The 17,060-nt window shown below is 64.7% G+C and carries 22 protein-coding genes; 15 read left to right on the forward strand and 7 right to left on the reverse strand.

Annotated elements, in window-relative coordinates; genetic code table 11:
- Positions 1–146: 146 nt before the first annotated feature.
- Genes flgG through flgB form a run of 6 tightly spaced genes read right to left on the reverse strand, consistent with a single transcriptional unit; the run spans position 147 to position 3,582 of the window.
- Positions 147–935, reverse strand: a complete 789-nt coding sequence (flgG, locus tag MNBBLIKP_RS00915; protein ID WP_088306645.1) for a flagellar basal-body rod protein FlgG — start codon at positions 933–935, stop codon at positions 147–149.
- A 30-nt stretch (positions 936–965) separates the two neighbouring features.
- A complete protein-coding gene (locus MNBBLIKP_RS00920) occupies positions 966–1,706 on the reverse strand; it encodes a flagellar basal body rod protein FlgF (RefSeq protein ID WP_088306646.1) in 741 nt (246 codons plus the stop codon).
- A 10-nt stretch (positions 1,707–1,716) separates the two neighbouring features.
- The gene (locus tag MNBBLIKP_RS00925) at positions 1,717–2,529 is read right to left on the reverse strand and encodes a flagellar hook-basal body complex protein (RefSeq protein ID WP_088306647.1); all 813 of its coding nucleotides are present in this window, start codon (positions 2,527–2,529) and stop codon (positions 1,717–1,719) included.
- Between the two features lie 11 nt (positions 2,530–2,540).
- On the reverse strand, positions 2,541–2,825 hold the full coding sequence (locus MNBBLIKP_RS00930) for a flagellar hook assembly protein FlgD (RefSeq protein ID WP_088306648.1): 285 nt from the start codon (positions 2,823–2,825) through the stop codon (positions 2,541–2,543).
- A complete protein-coding gene (gene flgC / locus MNBBLIKP_RS00935; RefSeq protein ID WP_088306649.1) occupies positions 2,822–3,232 on the reverse strand; it encodes a flagellar basal body rod protein FlgC in 411 nt (136 codons plus the stop codon). Before flgC ends, MNBBLIKP_RS00930 begins: the two co-directional genes overlap by 4 nt.
- A gap of 2 nt (positions 3,233–3,234) precedes the next feature.
- Positions 3,235–3,582 (reverse strand): flagellar basal body rod protein FlgB, encoded by a 348-nt coding sequence (flgB, locus tag MNBBLIKP_RS00940; protein WP_088306650.1) that lies wholly within the window; start codon positions 3,580–3,582, stop codon positions 3,235–3,237.
- Positions 3,583–3,774: 192 nt separating this feature from the next.
- Here flgB and MNBBLIKP_RS00945 point away from each other — a divergent pair, with 192 nt between their 5' ends.
- The 9 genes from MNBBLIKP_RS00945 (at position 3,775) to MNBBLIKP_RS00985 (ending at position 10,633) form a co-directional block, all read left to right on the forward strand.
- Positions 3,775–4,449 (forward strand): MotA/TolQ/ExbB proton channel family protein, encoded by a 675-nt coding sequence (locus tag MNBBLIKP_RS00945; protein WP_088306651.1) that lies wholly within the window; start codon positions 3,775–3,777, stop codon positions 4,447–4,449.
- On the forward strand, positions 4,446–4,883 hold the full coding sequence (locus MNBBLIKP_RS00950) for a hypothetical protein (RefSeq protein ID WP_088306652.1): 438 nt from the start codon (positions 4,446–4,448) through the stop codon (positions 4,881–4,883). Before MNBBLIKP_RS00945 ends, MNBBLIKP_RS00950 begins: the two co-directional genes overlap by 4 nt.
- 2 nt (positions 4,884–4,885) lie before the next feature.
- Positions 4,886–5,380 carry a flagella basal body P-ring formation protein FlgA gene (locus tag MNBBLIKP_RS00955; RefSeq protein WP_088306653.1) on the forward strand — a complete coding sequence of 165 codons (495 nt, stop codon included), beginning with the start codon at positions 4,886–4,888 and terminating at the stop codon, positions 5,378–5,380.
- Positions 5,381–5,463: 83 nt separating this feature from the next.
- Entirely contained in the window at positions 5,464–5,760 is a 297-nt protein-coding gene (gene flgM, locus MNBBLIKP_RS00960) for a flagellar biosynthesis anti-sigma factor FlgM (RefSeq protein WP_088306654.1), read from the forward strand.
- Entirely contained in the window at positions 5,757–6,116 is a 360-nt protein-coding gene (locus MNBBLIKP_RS00965) for a flagellar protein FlgN (RefSeq protein WP_254912872.1), read from the forward strand. Before flgM ends, MNBBLIKP_RS00965 begins: the two co-directional genes overlap by 4 nt.
- 56 nt (positions 6,117–6,172) lie before the next feature.
- On the forward strand, positions 6,173–7,033 hold the full coding sequence (locus MNBBLIKP_RS00970; protein ID WP_254912873.1) for a transglycosylase SLT domain-containing protein: 861 nt from the start codon (positions 6,173–6,175) through the stop codon (positions 7,031–7,033).
- A gap of 5 nt (positions 7,034–7,038) precedes the next feature.
- Positions 7,039–9,156 carry a flagellar biosynthesis protein FlhA gene (locus MNBBLIKP_RS00975; RefSeq protein WP_088306682.1) on the forward strand — a complete coding sequence of 706 codons (2,118 nt, stop codon included), beginning with the start codon at positions 7,039–7,041 and terminating at the stop codon, positions 9,154–9,156.
- Entirely contained in the window at positions 9,153–9,896 is a 744-nt protein-coding gene (locus tag MNBBLIKP_RS00980; RefSeq protein ID WP_088306655.1) for a sigma-70 family RNA polymerase sigma factor, read from the forward strand. Before MNBBLIKP_RS00975 ends, MNBBLIKP_RS00980 begins: the two co-directional genes overlap by 4 nt.
- Positions 9,897–9,934: 38 nt before the next feature.
- Complete coding sequence (locus tag MNBBLIKP_RS00985) at positions 9,935–10,633, forward strand: Crp/Fnr family transcriptional regulator (RefSeq protein ID WP_088306656.1); 699 nt, start codon at positions 9,935–9,937, stop codon at positions 10,631–10,633.
- Between the two features lie 22 nt (positions 10,634–10,655).
- Here the strand turns inward: MNBBLIKP_RS00985 and MNBBLIKP_RS00990 are convergent, their stop codons facing one another.
- The gene (locus tag MNBBLIKP_RS00990; protein WP_088306657.1) at positions 10,656–11,330 is read right to left on the reverse strand and encodes an OmpW/AlkL family protein; all 675 of its coding nucleotides are present in this window, start codon (positions 11,328–11,330) and stop codon (positions 10,656–10,658) included.
- Positions 11,331–11,581: 251 nt separating this feature from the next.
- Here MNBBLIKP_RS00990 and ccoN point away from each other — a divergent pair, with 251 nt between their 5' ends.
- Genes ccoN through MNBBLIKP_RS01020 form a run of 6 tightly spaced genes read left to right on the forward strand, consistent with a single transcriptional unit; the run spans position 11,582 to position 17,014 of the window.
- Positions 11,582–13,237: a cytochrome-c oxidase, cbb3-type subunit I gene (ccoN, locus tag MNBBLIKP_RS00995; RefSeq protein WP_088306658.1), complete on the forward strand. Its 1,656-nt coding sequence runs from the start codon at positions 11,582–11,584 to the stop codon at positions 13,235–13,237.
- 12 nt (positions 13,238–13,249) lie between these two features.
- A complete protein-coding gene (gene ccoO, locus MNBBLIKP_RS01000; RefSeq protein WP_088306659.1) occupies positions 13,250–14,026 on the forward strand; it encodes a cytochrome-c oxidase, cbb3-type subunit II in 777 nt (258 codons plus the stop codon).
- A complete protein-coding gene (locus tag MNBBLIKP_RS01005) occupies positions 14,023–14,211 on the forward strand; it encodes a cbb3-type cytochrome oxidase subunit 3 (protein ID WP_088306660.1) in 189 nt (62 codons plus the stop codon). Before ccoO ends, MNBBLIKP_RS01005 begins: the two co-directional genes overlap by 4 nt.
- Entirely contained in the window at positions 14,201–15,118 is a 918-nt protein-coding gene (gene ccoP / locus MNBBLIKP_RS01010) for a cytochrome-c oxidase, cbb3-type subunit III (protein WP_088306661.1), read from the forward strand. The genes MNBBLIKP_RS01005 and ccoP overlap by 11 nt, the downstream gene beginning before the upstream one ends.
- Entirely contained in the window at positions 15,105–16,559 is a 1,455-nt protein-coding gene (gene ccoG, locus MNBBLIKP_RS01015; RefSeq protein ID WP_088306662.1) for a cytochrome c oxidase accessory protein CcoG, read from the forward strand. Before ccoP ends, ccoG begins: the two co-directional genes overlap by 14 nt.
- On the forward strand, positions 16,556–17,014 hold the full coding sequence (locus MNBBLIKP_RS01020; protein ID WP_088306663.1) for a FixH family protein: 459 nt from the start codon (positions 16,556–16,558) through the stop codon (positions 17,012–17,014). The genes ccoG and MNBBLIKP_RS01020 overlap by 4 nt, the downstream gene beginning before the upstream one ends.
- The last annotated feature ends 46 nt before the right edge of the window (positions 17,015–17,060 follow it).

Consider the following 17,060-nt stretch of genomic DNA (forward strand, 5'->3'; position numbering starts at 1 on the left):
TTCGAAGCCGGGCTTGGGCTTGCTGGCGGCGTGGGCGGGGGCGGTGAGCACAACCAGCGCGCAAAGTGCCGCTGTCATCATTCTCCTCTCCCGCAAGCGGGAGGGGAGATCAGCGGCGATGGCCTGCGGCATCGACATTACCTTCCTCACAGCGTCTGGTTCGCGTTTCTGAGCATTTCATCGACGGCCGAAATCATCTTCGAATTGATCTCGTAGGCGCGCTGGGTCTCGATCATGTCGACCAGTTCCTCGACCACATTGACGTTGCTGCTCTCCAGCATCCCCTGCCGGATCGAACCGCGCCCGCCATCGCCCGCGACGCCGATCTGGGCCGGGCCGCTGGCGGCGGTTTCGGCGAGGTAATTGTCACCCAGAGATTGCATCCCGGCCGGATTGGCAAAGGCCGCCAGGGTAACCTGGCCCAGCTCGGTCGGGGCACTGCTGCCCGCGACCAGCGCCGAAACCGAACCATCCGCGCCGATCGTGATCGCGCTCGCACCTTCGGGAATGGTGATCGCGGGGATCACCGGATAGCCCTGCGCGGTAACCAGCTGGCCTTCCGCCGAGCGGCTGAAATTGCCCGCGCGGGTATAGCCGAGCTTGCCGCCGGGCAGCTGGACCTGAAAGTAGCCCTCACCATCAAGAGCCATGTCAAGCGAGTTGCCGGTGGTGCTGAGCGTGCCCTGGGTGGTGATCGAGGTGGTCGATTGCACCCCTACCCCGGTGCCCAGGTTCAGGCCGGTGGCATAGGCAGTTTCGCTGCTGCTCTGCTGCCCGGCGATGCGGGCGTCCTGATAGGCCAGCGTGGCAAAGTTGGCGCGGTCGCGCTTGAACCCGGTGGTGGCGATGTTCGCCAGGTTGTTGGCGATCACCCGCATCCGGGTATCCTGGGCTTCAAGCCCGGTGCGGGCGACGTGGAGAGCGGAAGAGGGCATTCAGGAATTCCTTTCGAGAAGGGGCAGGTGTCACGACATCCGCATCAAACTGGCGCCGCCTTCATCCAATTCCTTGGCGGTGGCGATCAGCTTGGTGCGCATGTCGTAGAGGCGCTGGGCCTCGACCATTTCGACCATGACTTCGCTGGGTTTGACGTTGCTCTGTTCCAGCGCGCCTGACAGCACGCGGGCGCTTTCATCGCGCGGCAGGACGCCGCCCTGTTCAACCCGGAACAGCCCGTCGAGCCCCTTGAGCACGGCCGAGCCGCGCCAGTTGGCGAGCTTGAGTTTTTCGACCTGCTGCGGTGGGGCATCGGGGTTGGTCTTGTCGCGCACCAGCACCGCGCCGTCCGGGCCGATCGATACGTCGCTGCCCAGCGGCAGGCTGATCGGGCCGTTTTCGCCGACCAGCGGATAGCCTTCGCCGTTGACCAGCAGGCCATTGGGCGAAATCGACAGGTCGCCGCGCCGGGTATAGGCTTCTTCCTCGCCCATGGCCTGGACGGTCAGCATGGCATCGCCCTGCATCGCCACGTCGAGGCCGCGCCCGGTCTGGGTGATCGATCCGGGGGTCATGATCGCGCCGTGGACTTCGGCATCGGTCATCGCCCGGGCTTCCAGACTGGGGCCCTGCAACGTGATCGGCGTCACCCGCATCACTTCGGCACGAAAGCCGATGGTCTGCGCGTTGGCCATGTTGCTGGCGATCATCCGCTGCCGCGCCATCGAAGCGTTCATGCCGGTCACGGCGGTCCAGATCAGGCGGTCCATGGTTCAGCCTTTATGTGCGCAGATTGACGATGGTCTGCGACAGCTGGGTGGCCGTATCGATCGCTTTGGCATTGGCCTGGAAATAGCGCTGGGCGGTGATCAGCCCGACCATTTCCTCGGCAATGTCGACGTTTGACTGTTCCAGGCTGCCCGACAGGATCGTGCCGAACCGGCCCGCGCCGGGCTGGTTGTAATTGGCGACGCCCGAGATCCCGGTTGCCTGCCAGTCCTGCCCGCCGGTCTGCAGCAGCCCGCCCGGCGACACGAAATTGGCCAGCGCGACCTTGCCGATCGTCGCGGTAGAGCCATCGGCATAACTGGCTATGACCGCACCATCCTGCTTGATCTGCACCGCGACAAAGTCTGAGCCCGCGCCGTTGACGATCGGGGCCTGCGCGTCGATCGGCGTGGTCGAGGTTACCGTGCCGGTGGCATCGACCGGCAGCACCTGCAACCGGCTGCCGCTGGAGTCGGTGATATAGCCCGAACCATCCATGCCGAAATTGCCGTTGCGGGTGTAAAAGGTCTTGCCGGTGACCGGATTGACCTTGGCGAAGAAACCTTCGCCGTTGATCGCCATGTCGAGCGACGAGCCGGTCTGCTGGATCGGGCCAAGCGAGAAGTTCTGGTCAACCGCCTGAACGGTCGAACCGATGCCCTTGACCAGCTTGGGATTGGCCGAGGCCGAACCGGCCACGATGTCGGCAAAGTTGACGCGGCTTTTCTTGAAGCCGGTGGTTTCGGCATTGGCCAGGTTGTTGGCGATGACCGACAGTTCGGTCTGCGCATTCCTGAGGCCGTTGAGCGAGGTGTAGAACGACATGGTACGTCTCCTTAGGCGGTGGTCGGGGTGGTCTGGGCGGCGGCCTGCGCGGCCATGACCCGGTCGAGCTGGACGGAAATCGCCTTCAGCGTCGAATTGATGTCGTTGATCCCCGACAGCGAGGAAAACTGCGCCATCTGCGCAATCATTTCCTTGTTATCGACCGGCTCAAGCGGGTCTTGCAGCTTCATCTGCGTGGTCATCAGCTTGATGAAATCGGCCTGACCCAGAGTGGTCTTCTTGGCACTGGTCGCGGCGGCGGTCTGAACTGCTGAACTAGCTGAAATAGTGGTCATTTCATCCTCATCGTATCGAGCATCAATTGCTTGGCGGTGGACAGGGCCTCGATCATGTTCTGGTACTGGCGCGAGGCGTCGAGCATCTCGACCATCTCGGCGTTCTCATCGACCGGGGCGGACCAGACATCCCCGTTGGCATCGGCCAGGGGGTGATCGGGCTGGTGTTCCTTGACCGGCGCGGCGCTGCTGCGCTGGATCGCGCCGACCCGGACGGTGGAAAGACCGCTGGCCTTGTCCATCTGCTCGGCAAAGACCGCGCGGATCGGGCGATAGGCGTCGGCTTCGCTGCTGCTGACCGACCCGGCATTGGCCAGGTTTGAGCTGGCTGCGTTCATCCGGACAAGCTGCGAAGACATCGCGCGCTGGGCAACGTCGAACAGGGTCAGGGGGGCTGGGGCGGCCATGGTCAATCACCCTTCAGCGCGCGGGTGATCGTATCGACCCGCCCGCGAATGAAGCTGAGCGTCGCCTGATAGCCCACCGCGTTTTCGGCAAAGGCGGTCTGTTCGGTGGCCATTTCCACCGTGTTGCCATCCAGGCTGGGCATCACCGGCATGCGGTAAGAGGTGGCCTTGCTGACCGCCTGATCCTTGCCCAGCCCTTCGCTGCGCGCTTTGAGCGCAGCGGCGAAATCAAAGTCGCGGGCCTTGTAGCCGGGGGTCCCGGCATTGGCGATGTTCGAGGTGATAAGGCCGAGCCGCTCGGACCGAAGTTCGAGCGCCATTCCGTGAATTCCGAACAGGCTGCCTGCCATCGTACTGGCTCCAGTTGCATTGCGTCGCGCTGTGATCAGCAAGCAGCGTGCCAAGTGCGGCATTGCGCGGTTCGGCCCCCGGCGCCGGCCCCGCAGGCGGCAAAATGCTGCCGGAGCCCGGCAAATTTCGTCCACTGGGGGAGAAAATTGCCGCCTGCTGCCGTTCTGGGCGGTGAAGGAGCGTCACCCCCCATGAATCTCGCAAATCTGATCGACGGCGGATCGGCGCTGATCGTGTTCGGCGGCACCGCGCTGGCGACCGTGATGCGCTGCGGCCTGGCCGATTGCGGCATCACGCTGACCAAGCTGATGCAGCTGGGCCAGCGCCAGTTCGATGCCGATCAGACCCGCGCAGAGCTGGCGGTGCAGGTTCAGGGGATCCGTCAGGACGGAATCCTGCGCGCCGTGCCGCGCCAACTGGGCGACCGTGAGTTCGACGAAGCGACCGACGCGCTGATCGGCACCCGCTCGGTCGCGGCCCTGCTTGACCGGCACGAGGCGCACCGTGCCCAGCGCATGGCGTTGGCCGACCGCGCGGTCCGCACCCTGGCCCAGGCGGCGGAACTGGCGCCGGTGTTCGGTCTGGCGGGCACGCTGGTCTCGCTTAGCCAGTTGCCGGCCGATGGGCTGGCACGCGGAGCCTTTACCGGAGCGATCTCGATGGCGGTGGTGACAACGCTTTATGGTCTGCTCTGCGCCAACTTGCTGCTCGCCCCGCTTGCCCGGATGGTCGAACGCGCGGCCCAGGCCGAAGAGGAAGCGCGGCAAGCGGTGATTGACTGGCTTGCCGCCCAGGTCGCGGGCGCGGTGCCGCCCCGGCGCACACCGGGCCAGCGCCCGGCCCTGCGGGAGGCCGAACTGGTATGAAGGCGCGCGCCGGGTCCGGCTGGCAATATGTGATGACCGACCTGTCGATGATCCTGTTCATGATCACCGCGGCGGCGGTCAATGAAACGCCGCCCTCCCCGGCCCGGCCGGTGCTGGCGGCCAAGGCTCCGGTCGCGCCGCCCGCTTTGGGTGAACCGATTGCGGTATGGCGCAGCGGGCCCGGCGCGCCCGACCTTCGGCAATGGCTTGCCGGGCAGGCGGCAGATCCCCGCCAGCGGCTGACCGTGATCGGTTCCGCCAGCCAAAGCGCCGAAGCCCTTGCGCTCGTCGCCAGCGCGGGCCGTCCCGCGCGGGTGCTGCTCGAATCCGATGGAGACGGCGCGCCATTCGCGACGCTGACCTATGATCAGGGAGTGGACATGGCACGGCCCTTGCAGCCGGAAGGTAAAGCTCTTGCTGCCAAGGAACCCTGACCATGCTGCGCCGTCTTGCCCTGACCCTGTCCCTGATTGCCGCTCCGGCCACGGCCAAGCCCGGCCAGGCCGATTTGGCCGCAATCGATCAGGCGGTGGCCAATTTCACCGGACTGCCGCTGGGCAGCCCGGGCGGCGCGGCGGCTCCGGTTGACCGGCGGCTGCGGCTGGGCAGTTGCGGCGTGCCGCTGGCGCTCAGCTGGTATGGCAGCCGCAATGACAGCGTGCAGGTCGATTGCCCGGTCGCGGGCGGCTGGCGGCTCTATGTGCCGATTGCCAGCCGCGGAGCAGCCACCCCCGCGCCCGCCGCGATTGCCAAGGGTGATGCGATTTCGATCAGTGTCAGCGGCGATGGCTTTGCCGTGGCCCAGCCCGGCGAGGCGCTGGAATCCGGCCCGGTGGGCGCATGGATCAAGGTTCGCACGCTGGGCAGCAATGCCCAGCCGATGCGCGCCAGAGTGCTGCGGCCCGGCCAGACCGGAATTGATTTGCCGTAGAGCGGCATTTTTCTGCCGCCCTCCCTTAAAGGGTGAAAACGGGTGCCGTCCTAGCCTGTGTAGTCAAACCCAGGAGCGGCACCATGCCTCCCATCGAACTTGGACCCACAGGTCTTCCAGCGGCCCGCGCCGTCGGCGCGGTGGATGCGCGGAGCATTCGCAGCGCAGCCGGAGCGAAAGATAGTCAGGCGGCCCCCGTCGCCAGCGAAACGGTCACCGTCGAACGTAGCGATGCGCTCGATCCGGGGGCGGCCCCGGTCGACAGCGGCCGTGTGGCCGAAATCCGCAAGGCGATCGAACAGGGCGAATATCCAGTGATCCCGATGCGGGTGGCCGATGCCATGATTGCAGCCGGAATGCTGCTGAGGAGCGGACAATGAGTGGAGCAAGCGACCTGCGCGAAAATCTGCGGCAGATGATTGCCGTGCTGCAGGCCGAACGGCAGGCGCTTGCCGGGCTGGACCTTGATGCCATCATCGGCGCATCGCAGGACAAGATCGCGCTGTGCGGCACGATCGATGCCCATGGCCCGTTCTCGGAAGGCTATGCAATCGACGAGGAATGCCGCGGGCTGCTCGATGCGGCGCGGCGGCTGAACGAGGTAAACCGCCAGGTTCGCAACCTGATTGCCGCCAATGTCGCGGCGCGGCTTGATGCCCTGACCGGCTCGCCCGCTCTCTACAAAACCGGCACCGCCCCGCGCGCTGCCTATGCCTATGCCGGAGTGCGCGGCTGATTTGGCACGGTGTTTGCTAAACAGTTCCCGATTGCCAACCGCATCGGGAATTCGGCTTGAGCCAGACGCCTTCCATTGCCAGCACCCCTGCCGCCAGCGCGGTCCGTCCGGACGTGCAGGCCGCCATCGCCCGCGCCGCTCAGGCAACGGGCGTCGATTTTTCCTATCTGCTGGCTCAGGCCAAGATCGAATCCAGCCTCAACCCCTCGGCCCGCGCCGGCACATCCAGTGCGGCCGGGCTGTACCAGTTCACCAAGGGCACCTGGCTGTCGATGCTGGACCGGCACGGAGCTGAACATGGGCTCGATTGGGCCGCGCAGGCGATCGATGGCGGCAAAGTGGCCGATCCGGGCCTGCGCGCGCAAGTGCTGGCCCTGCGTTTCGATCCAGACAGTTCGGCCCTGATGGCAGCCGAACTGGCAAGCGACAACCGCGCCGCACTTTCTGGTCGGCTGGGGCGTGAGCCCGATCCGGCAGAGCTTTACATGGCGCACTTTCTGGGCGCGGAAGGGGCCGGGCGGTTCCTGTCCGCCTTGGCCGCCGATCCCACCCAGAGCGCCGCCGCGCTGCTGCCCGATGCGGCTGCGGCCAATCGGACGATTTTCTACCAGAACGGCGCGCCGCGCTCGCTCAGCGGTGTGATGGAACTGATGCGCGGCAAGGTTTCCGCGGCGATGGATGGCGCATCACTGCCAGTGGGCGGCGCGGGTGAATGGGCCGTGGCCAGTCCGGCCGCGCTGGGCCCGGTCGCACAGCAATTCCACACCGCCGCCGCAGACATGGGCGCAGCCGCGCCCATCCAGCGCGCGTCGATGGCCGATACGCTCGCGAACACTTTTGGCCTTGGCGGCGCTGGCGGCGGCGTGCCCGGCCATGTCCGCGCGGCCTATGGCAAGCTGCAGGCGCTGGGGCTGTGAACGGGATGCTCAGCCGCTTCAGCATCAGCGCCTTTGCGCTGCCTGCGGGGATCCTGACGCTGATCTGCCTGATGGTGGTGCCGACCCCGGCGGTGCTGCTCGACGTGTTCTTCGTGCTCAACATCGCGCTGTCGGTGGCGATCCTGATGGCGGCGATGAATGCGGAAAAACCGCTCGATTTCAGCTCGTTCCCATCGGTCCTGCTGTTCGCCACGCTGCTGCGACTGGCGCTCAATGTCGCCTCGACCCGCGTGGTGCTGGTCAACGGGCATCAGGGCGGAGCAGCGGCGGGGCACGTGATCGAAGCCTTCGGCGCGTTCCTGGTCGGAGGCAATTTCGCGGTCGGGCTGTTCGTGTTCATGATCCTGATGATCATCAACATGGTGGTCGTGACCAAAGGCGCGGGCCGCGTGTCCGAAGTTTCGGCGCGGTTCACGCTGGATGCCTTGCCGGGCAAGCAGATGGCGATCGACGCCGATCTTGCCGCCGGGCTGCTCAGCGCCGACGAAGCCAAGGCCCGCCGCCGCGAAGTGGCGACCGAAGCCGATTTCTATGGCTCGATGGACGGCGCCAGCAAGTTCGTGAAGGGCGATGCGATTGCCGCCCTGCTGATCCTGGGGGTCAATATCATCGCGGGCTTTGCGCTCGGCATGATCAGCCACGGGCTGAGCGCGGGCGAAGCGGCAGAGAAATACATCACCCTGGCGGTTGGCGATGCGCTGGTGGCGCAGGTGCCGTCCTTGCTGCTGTCAATCGCGGCGGCGGTGATCGTCACCCGCGTGTCCGACAACCGCGACCTGGCCGGGCAGATCGGCGGCCAGCTCGCCACGCCCAGCACCTGGCTGCCGGTGGCGATCATCCTCAGCGCGATCGGGGTGATCCCGGCCATGCCGCAGTCGATCTTCCTGCCCGCCGCGGGACTGGCTTTCTGGTTGTGGCACGCGCTGGGCAAGCGCGCCGCGCGGCCCGAACCAGTGGTCGAAGTGGCCCCTGCGGTCGATCCGGGGCGGATCACGCTGGAGGAAGTGTCTGACCATACGCTGGTCACGGTCGAGCTGGGTTATGGACTGGTCCACCTGGTCGATGACCGGCGCGGATCGCCGCTGGTCGCGCGGATCACCGGGGTGCGCAAGCAGCTCAGCCAAAGCTTCGGCTTCGTTGTGCCGCAGTTCCGCGTGCGTGACAGCCTGGACCTGTCGCCCAATGACTACCGCATCATGCTGGGCGGGGTGCCGCTTGGCGGGGGAACGCTGCGCGCGGACAAGGTGCTGGCGATCGACGCGGGCGAAGTGCGCGATGATCACAAGCTGAGCGGCGAGGCGACACTCGATCCCAGCTTTGGCTGCCCGGCGCTGTGGATCGATCCCGCCGCGCGTGACCACGCGATTGCCGAAGGCTTTCTGACCGTGGACGCCAGTACGGTAATCGCCACCCAGCTTAACCAGCTGCTGGGCGATCGCCCGGGTGCATTGCTGGGCCCGGACGAGGTTCGCACGATCCTTGACAGTATCAAGGATCACGCCGCCGGGCTGGTCGAAGCGGTCCATCCCCAGCCGCTGTCGCTGGCTGCGCTGACCCGCCTGCTGCGCGCGCTGCTGGAAGACGGAATCCCGATTGGTCACCCGCTGCCGATCCTGTCCAGCTTGTCGAGTGCGGTCCAGCAGACCACCGATCACGACAAGCTGGTTGATCTGGTCCGCGCGGACCTGGGCGGGCTGATCGTCGGGCGGATCTGCGCCCCGGGCGAGCGGCTGCCGGTGCTGACGCTCGATGCGCAGCTTGAAAGCGCGATCGTTTCCGGGCTGACCGATCCCGCATCTGGCCAGCCGGTGATCGAGCCTGATCTGGCCCGTAACATCGGTGAACATATCGCCCATCTGGTGGCTGAACGCGGTGCCCATTCACCGCCGGTCGCGCTGATCGTCCAGCCGCGCGCGCGCCGTACGCTGGCCGCGCTGCTCAGGATGCGTGCGCCGGGCTGCCTGGTGCTGTCGATTTCCGAATTGCCGGTGTCCCAGCCGATCGAGGTTCTGGCCGTGATCGGCGGCCCACCCCCGGCTCAGCCCGCGCTGGCCGCCCCGTCCACCCACACTCAATCCGAAACCGAAAGTATGGCCGCATGAAACACGACCACCGCAGCTTTGCGCCCGCGATGAAGGCCCAGGGCGCCTATCGCAGCGACGCTGCTGACCGCATTCGCCGCTTTGTGCCAATGGTCCGCCGCCTCGCCTGGCATGTCCAGGGCGGAGGGCGGCCGGGGATTGAGCTCGAAGACCTGATGCAGGCCGGGATGGTCGCCCTGACCGAGGCTGCCCAGCGCCATTCAGGCCCGACCGAGGACGGCTTTGCCGCATATGCCAAGCTGCGGGTGCGCGGGGCGATGGTCGATCTGATCCGCCGCAATGTGCCGCTGTCACGCGGCGCGGTCGAACGGCGGCGCAACCTGGCTGAAAAGGAAAGCCAGCTGCGCCAGCAACTGGGCCGTGCCCCCAGCGATGCCGAACTCGCGCTGGCCATGGGGATCGACGAAGCCGAGCTGGATGCAATGCGGGCCTCTTCCGAACAGATCCGGTTCGAACCGATCGACGATGCCTATTCAGACGGCGACATGGCCTTTGCCGATGACCGGCCCGACAGCTTTGCCCTGCTGGCGGACGAGGAACTGCGCCACAGCGTTGCCGCGGCCATCGCCGCGCTGCCCGACCGGCTGCAACTGGTGGTGCAGCTCTACTTCGTGGAAGAGCTCAACCTCAGCGAAATCGCCGAGACGCTGCAGGTCTCGATCCCGCGCGTCCACCAGCTCAAGGCGCAGGCGCTCGACAAGCTCAAGGCTGCGCTGGCCGGGGTTGCGGATGTGATCTAGCTTGCACGGGGGGGCGCTTGGCGGCATAGGCTTGGGCCATGTCAGCCTGCGATACCTGCCTTGTGCGCAATCGCGCGATCTGCTCTTCGCTTGATAACGAAGAAATCAAGGCGCTGAACGCTATTGGCCGGCGGCGCAACCTGACCCCGGGCGAATCGCTGATGTGGGAAGGGGAGGATTCGGTCCTCGTCGCCAATGTCATCGAAGGGGTGCTCAAGCTGTCCACCGGGACCGAGGACGGGCGTGAACAGATCGTCGGCGTGGTCTATCCGTCCGATTTCATTGGCCGCCCGTTCGGTTCGACCAGCGGCCACGGTGTTACCGCGCTGACCGATGCGCGGGTCTGCGTGTTCAGCCGCAAGGATTTTGACGCCTTTGCCCGCGAACACCCCAGCCTGGAACACAAACTGTTGCAACGCACTCTGGCGGAGCTGGATCGCACCCGCAAATGGATGCTGTTGCTGGGCCGCAAGTCGGCCGGCGAAAAGGTTGCCAGCTTCCTGCTCGAAATGTCGGAACGGCTGGTCCAGCCGGGCTGCATCGACGCGCCGGACTTGCCGCTGCGCCGCTTTGCCCTGCCGTTTTCGCGCCAGCAGGTGGCGGACGTGCTGGGGCTGACAATCGAAACGGTCAGTCGCCAGTTCACCCGCCTGAAGGCTGATGGGATTATCGACCTGCCCTCACGCCGCGAAGTGGTGATCCTCGATCGCGCCGGACTGGCTGCCGAAGCCGGGTAAACCCGGCTCCGGCCAATCCAGATCAGAACCGCGCGTAAACGCCGCCCGACACGACCCACGGATCAAGCTTGTGGGTGGTCGAGAGCGCTTCGACACCGCCAGCGGTGTAGAAATGCGTGGTGGTCTTCATGAAGTACTTCTTGGCGTCGAGCGAGATGCCCATGCCGCCATCGCCCAGCGGAACGTCCACGCCGCCCTGCAAGGCCAGGCCCAGCTTGTTGTCCATCTTGAGCGTGCTGGCACCCAGCGCCTTGGCGGTCGCGCCCGGCTTTTCGCTGAAGTAGAAGAATACCGACGGACCCACGCCGATGTACGGTTTGATCGGGCCGGCATCGAGGTGATACTTCAGCGTGACGGTGGCGGGCAGGACCAGCACGTGCTGGGCAACGTCAGCCCCGGCAATGCCGCCCGCACCGGTGACGTGGTGCTGGGTGAAGCAGCAGATCGTTTCGATCGAAACGTTCGGCGCCGCGTAGTATTCCACTGCCAGGGTTGGCACCACGTTGTCGTTCGCGGTCGTCTGGCTGGTTGCGGGCAGACCCACGGCGTTGATGTGAATCTTGTCGATCTTGCCATCGGGCAGCACGCCCGTGACCAGAAGTTTTACCTGCAGCTTGCCGTCGGCATTGCCAGCGTGGGCCGGCGTGGCTAGCATGGTGGCGGCAGCAAAGGCCGCAGCGATGGTGAGCTTTTTCATTGTCCCTCATCCGGCGCCGCAGTGGCCGCACCGTGCGACCAAGGCTATTTACGGCGTCACCGTGACCTCTGCTCCCATGGTGCAGTTGCTAACATTGATCCTGCGCAATTTTTGGCGATTTTCTGGGAATTTTTGTTGCATTTCGCGCAATTTGATCCGGGTCAATGTTGCAACGCAATTGCAGGTTGAAATGGGATGCTACTAGTAATATTAGCATTCGCTGATTAACCCTAACTGAGGGGAAGGGGCTCATGGAATCCGTTGTTGCTCGCGCTGGCATATGGCTGGCCGCGCTCTTCGTAGCCATTGTGATGTTCGTAAATGCCGTCGATACCGGCTTTGCGATCCACATGGCGATTTTCGGGCTGGCGGCCATCGCCGGTCTGGTCATCTCGCTGCGCAAGACCAATTATTTTGCCCTGGCCAACGGGGTGGGAACCGCCGTTGATCAAGGCCGGTATGACGACGATCTGATCCGGGCGGGGGTGATCCTCACCACGTTCTGGGGCTGCGTCGGTTTTCTGGTCGGGCTGGTGATTGCCTTGCAGCTGGCCTTCCCGGTGCTCAATTTGGGGCTGGAATGGACCACCTTCGGGCGGATTCGGCCGCTGCACACCTCGGCGGTGATTTTCGCCTTCGGGGGTACGGCGCTGATCGCGACCAGCTTTTACATCGTCCAGCGCACCTGCCGTACCCGGCTGGCCTTTCCTGGCCTCGCGCGGTTCGTGTTCTGGGGTTACCAGCTGTTCATCGTGCTCGCCGCAACCGGCTATGTCCTGGGGATCACCCAGGGCAAGGAATATGCCGAGCCGGAATGGTACGTCGATCTGTGGCTGACGGTGGTCTGGGTGGCCTATCTGGCGGTCTTTGTCGGCACGCTGGTAAAGCGCAAGGAACCCCACATCTATGTGGCCAACTGGTTCTTCCTGAGCTTCATCCTGACCATTGCCATGCTGCATCTGGTCAACAACGCCAACCTGCCGGTCAGTGTGTTCGGCTCGCACAGCGTCGCGGTCTGGGCCGGGGTGCAGGGCGCGCTGGTGCAGTGGTGGTATGGCCACAACGCGGTGGGTTTCTTCCTGACCGCGGGCTTCCTGGCGATGATGTATTACTTCGTCCCCAAGCAGGCCGGGCGGCCGGTCTATTCGTACCGGCTGTCGATCATCCACTTCTGGGGGCTGATCTTCCTGTACATCTGGGCGGGCCCGCACCACTTGCTCTACACCGCGCTGCCTGATTGGGCGCAGACGCTGGGCATGGTGTTCTCGGTCATGCTGTGGATGCCCAGCTGGGGCGGCATGATCAACGGTCTGATGACGCTGAACGGCGCCTGGGACAAGGTCCGCACCGATCCGATCATCCGCATGATGGTGCTGAGCCTGGCCTTCTACGGCATGTCGACCTTTGAAGGGCCGATGATGTCGATCAAGTCGGTCAACTCGCTCTCGCACTATACCGACTGGACGATCGGTCACGTGCACTCTGGCGCATTGGGCTGGAACGGGATGATCACTTTCTCGGCGCTCTACTTCCTGGCGCCGCGGCTGTGGAACCGTGAACGGATGTATTCGCTGCGGATGATCAACTGGCACTTCTGGCTCGCGACCCTGGGGATCGTGTTCTACGCCTCCGCGATGTGGGTCACCGGGATCATGGAAGGCCTGATGTGGCGTGAATACGGCGCCGACGGGTATCTGGTGAACAGCTTCGCCGAAACCGTGGCGGCCAAGTATCCGATGTACCTGCTGCGGGCCTTTGGCGGGGTCTTGTACCTCTCTGGCGCGCTGATCATGGCCTTCAACGTCTGGCAGACGATCGCCGGCAAGCTGCGGCAGGAAGAACCGCTGCGTACAGCGGAATACGATGCCGCCGCCGACCGTCCGCTGCCCGCAGTTGCTGCCGAATAAGGGGTGACTTCAATGACTGAAGAATCAAACGCACAAGCCCCCAAGGAAGCCTGGGGCCGGCACAAGAAGCTGGAACGCAACGTCGCGCTGATGGGGGTCTTTGCCTTCCTTGCCGTGACGGTTGGCGGGATCGTGGAAATCGCGCCGCTGTTCTGGATCGACAACACGATCGAGAAGGTCGACGGGATGCGCCCCTATACCCCGCTGGAACAGGCGGGCCGGAACATCTACGTCCGCGAAGGCTGCTACGTCTGCCACAGCCAGATGATCCGCCCCTTCCGGGACGAGGTCGAACGCTATGGCCATTACAGCCTGGCGGCGGAATCGATGTACGATCACCCATTCCAGTGGGGTTCGAAACGCACCGGGCCCGATCTGGCGCGTGTCGGTGGGCGCTATTCGGATGAATGGCACCAGCAGCACCTCAAGAACCCGCAGGCCGTGGTGCCCGAATCGGTCATGCCGCAATATGCCTTCCTGGCCGAAAAGGACCTGAAGGCGGGCGACATGAAAGGACAGCTGACTGCTCTTAACCGGGTCGGCGTGCCCTATACCAAGACAGACATCGACAAGGCGGAAGAGGATCTGAAGGTTCAGGCCGATGCCACTGGCGACGCCTCTGACCTGATCAAGCGCTATCCCAAGGCGCAGGCCCGCGATTACGATGGCAATCCGGACCGGCTGACCGAAATGGATGCGCTGGTCGCCTATCTGCAGATGCTTGGCACGCTCGTCGATGTGAACGGAGCCAAGGCGCAGGAGGATCTGGCCAAGGAGCGTGGGCGTTGAGCCCGCATTCCACCTACGACACGCTGCGGCACCTTGCCGACAGCTGGGGCTTGGTCGCGACGATGATCCTGTTCCTGGTACTGGCGCTCTGGCCGTTCCGGCCGGGCGCCAGGGAACACAACGAAGCGGCTGCGAATTCGATCTTCGACGATGAAGATCCGAGGGGTAACGACAATGTCCAATAAGCACATCGACGAACCAACCGGTGTCGAGACTGTCGGCCATGAATGGGACGGCATTGAGGAACTCAACAATCCGTTGCCGCGCTGGTGGCTGATCACCTTCTATCTGACGATCGTGTTCGCGATCGGTTATGTGGTGGTCTATCCGGCGATCCCGTTCCTGAACAAGGGCAGCGAAGGGATCTGGGGCTGGACCAGCCGCGGCCAGCTGGCCAAGGAAATGGACGCCGCGCAGGCCGGACGGGCGGCGACGCTTGCCGCGCTTGAGCAGACCCCGATCGAGCAGCTGCCCGGCAATCCCGATCTGCTGCGCAAGGCCATCGCCGGGGGCAAGGCCGCCTTCCGCGTCAACTGCGTGCAGTGCCACGGCGCGGGCGCTGCGGGCGGGATCGGCTATCCCAACCTCAACGACGATGACTGGCTGTGGGGCGGCAACCTGAAAGAGATCGAAGCCTCGATCACCAACGGGATCCGCCAGCCGGGCAACGATCTGACCCATGCCAGCCTGATGCCCAATTTTGGCAAGGACGGAATCCTGACCCCGGCGCAAGTCAGCGAAACGGCGGACTATGTCCTGTCGCTGTCGGGCAAAGCGCCGCTCAATGCCAATGGCAAGCTGGCCTTCGAAGCCAACTGCGTGGTCTGCCACGGGGCTGATGGCAAGGGTATGCGCTCGGTCGGCGCACCCAACCTGACCGACGCGATCTGGCTTTATGGCGGCAGCAAGGAACAGGTTGCGGGCTCGATCAACAAGGCCCATGCCGGGGTGATGCCGGCCTGGGGCGGCAAGCTTGACGGCGTGACGATCAAGATGCTGGCTACTTATGTTCACTCGCTGGGGGGCGGTGAAGACTTCTCGGAAGCTCCGACCCAACCTGCAGCGGGAACACCCGGTAATGCCAAACCCTGATACCGTCCATCAGTCCACCCTGTACGAGAAGCGCAAGGCCGTCTTTCCCAAAGCGGTAGACGGCCGCTTCCGCCGCTTCAAATGGCTGGTGATGATCATCACCCTGGGGATTTACTATGTAACCCCCTGGCTGCGCTGGGACCGGGGCCCTTATGCCCCGGATCAGGCGGTGCTGGTGGATCTGGCCCACCGCCGGTTCTACATGTTCTCGATCGAAATCTGGCCGCAGGAATTCTATTTCGTGGCCGGGCTGCTGATCATGGCCGGGATCGGGCTGTTCGTGATCACCAGCGCGGTCGGCCGCGCCTGGTGCGGGTACAGCTGCCCGCAGACGGTCTGGACCGACCTGTTCCAGCATGTTGACCGATTGATCGACGGGGACCGCAACGCCCAGATGCGACTGGAAGCCGCGCCGTGGGGGCCGGGCAAGATCGCCAGACGCGCGGTCAAATGGACGATCTACCTGGTCATCTCGTTCTGGACCGGCGGCGCATGGATCATGTATTTCGCCGACGCGCCCACGCTGACTCGCGAATTCTGGGCCGGTGAAGCTGCCGGGGTGGCCTATGCCACGGTCGGCGTGCTGACCGCGACGACCTTCATCTTCGGCGGATTCATGCGTGAGCAGATCTGCATCTACATGTGCCCATGGCCGCGCATCCAGACCGCGATGCTCGATGAAAAGTCGCTGCTGGTGACCTACAAGGACTGGCGCGGAGAACCGCGCGGCAGCGTCAAGCAGGCGCAGAAGAACCCCGGCGAAGTGGGGGACTGCATCGATTGCAACGGCTGCGTCAATGTCTGCCCGACCGGGTACGACATCCGCAACGGGCCGGACATCGCCTGCATCACTTGCGCGCTGTGCATCGACGAATGCGACAAGGTGATGAAGCAGATCGGTCGCCCGCGCGGGCTGATCGATTATGCCACGCTGGAAGACTGCGCGCTGGAACGCGCCGGCGGCACGCCGCGTCCGATCTCGCGGGCGCTGTTTCACACCCGGACGCTGATCTACGTCGGGGTCTGGGCCGCGATCGGCTTTGCCCTGCTGTTCGCGCTTGGCAACCGCGCCCGGCTTGACCTGTCGGTGCAGAAGGACCGCAACCCGCCCTATATGCTGCTCAGCAACGGGGAACTGCGCAATGCCTACACGGTCAAGCTGCGCAACATGGAATCGCGTCCGCGGCCGATGGAAGTCAGCCTGGACGGGCTGCCTGGCGGGGTGATGTGGACCGATGACATGGCCCGCGACAAGGCCGCCCGCACGCTCAAATTCGATGTCGCCGCCGACCGCGCCGATCCGCTGCGATTCTATGTGGTCGCACCGGCGGAAACCCGCCCGCAGCACTTCGAATTCAAACTCAAGGCGCTGGATGCCGAAGGCGGTGAAGACGAAAGCAAGGTGCGGTTCGATGCGCCGGGAGAGGACGAGGACGAATGAAAGCCTTCACCACCGGGCCCTTCACCGGCAAGCATATGACTGCGATCATGGTGGCGTTCTTCGCCGTGGTGATCGGCGTCAATCTGATCATGGCGCGCTATGCCTCGTCCACATTCGGCGGGGTGGTGGTCGAAAACTCCTATGTCGCCAGCCAGAAGTACAACCAGTGGTTGCAGGAAGCGGCGCAGGAAAAGGCGCTGGGTTGGAGCGCTACGGCCAGCCGACTGTCCTCTGGCCAGGTGGCCGTGCGGCTGAGCGGGGCTCCGGCCGGGGCCAGCCTTACCGGCTATGTCTGGCATCCGCTGGGCCGCCAGCCCGATCGGCCACTGGCCTTTGCCGCTCAGCCCGACGGCAGCTTTGTTTCCAGCCAGGAAATCCCCGCCGGGCGCTGGCGGCTGCGGCTTGAAGTCCAGGCTCAGGGCAAGAAGTGGCGGACGGAGAGCGAGATTTCGTGACCCCGCCCGCCGCTACACAGGCTGTATCGCCGCAAGCCGGGCAGTC

Origin of the sequence: Novosphingobium sp. B 225, from assembly GCF_002198665.1 — a bacterium.
GTDB lineage: Bacteria > Pseudomonadota > Alphaproteobacteria > Sphingomonadales > Sphingomonadaceae > Novosphingobium.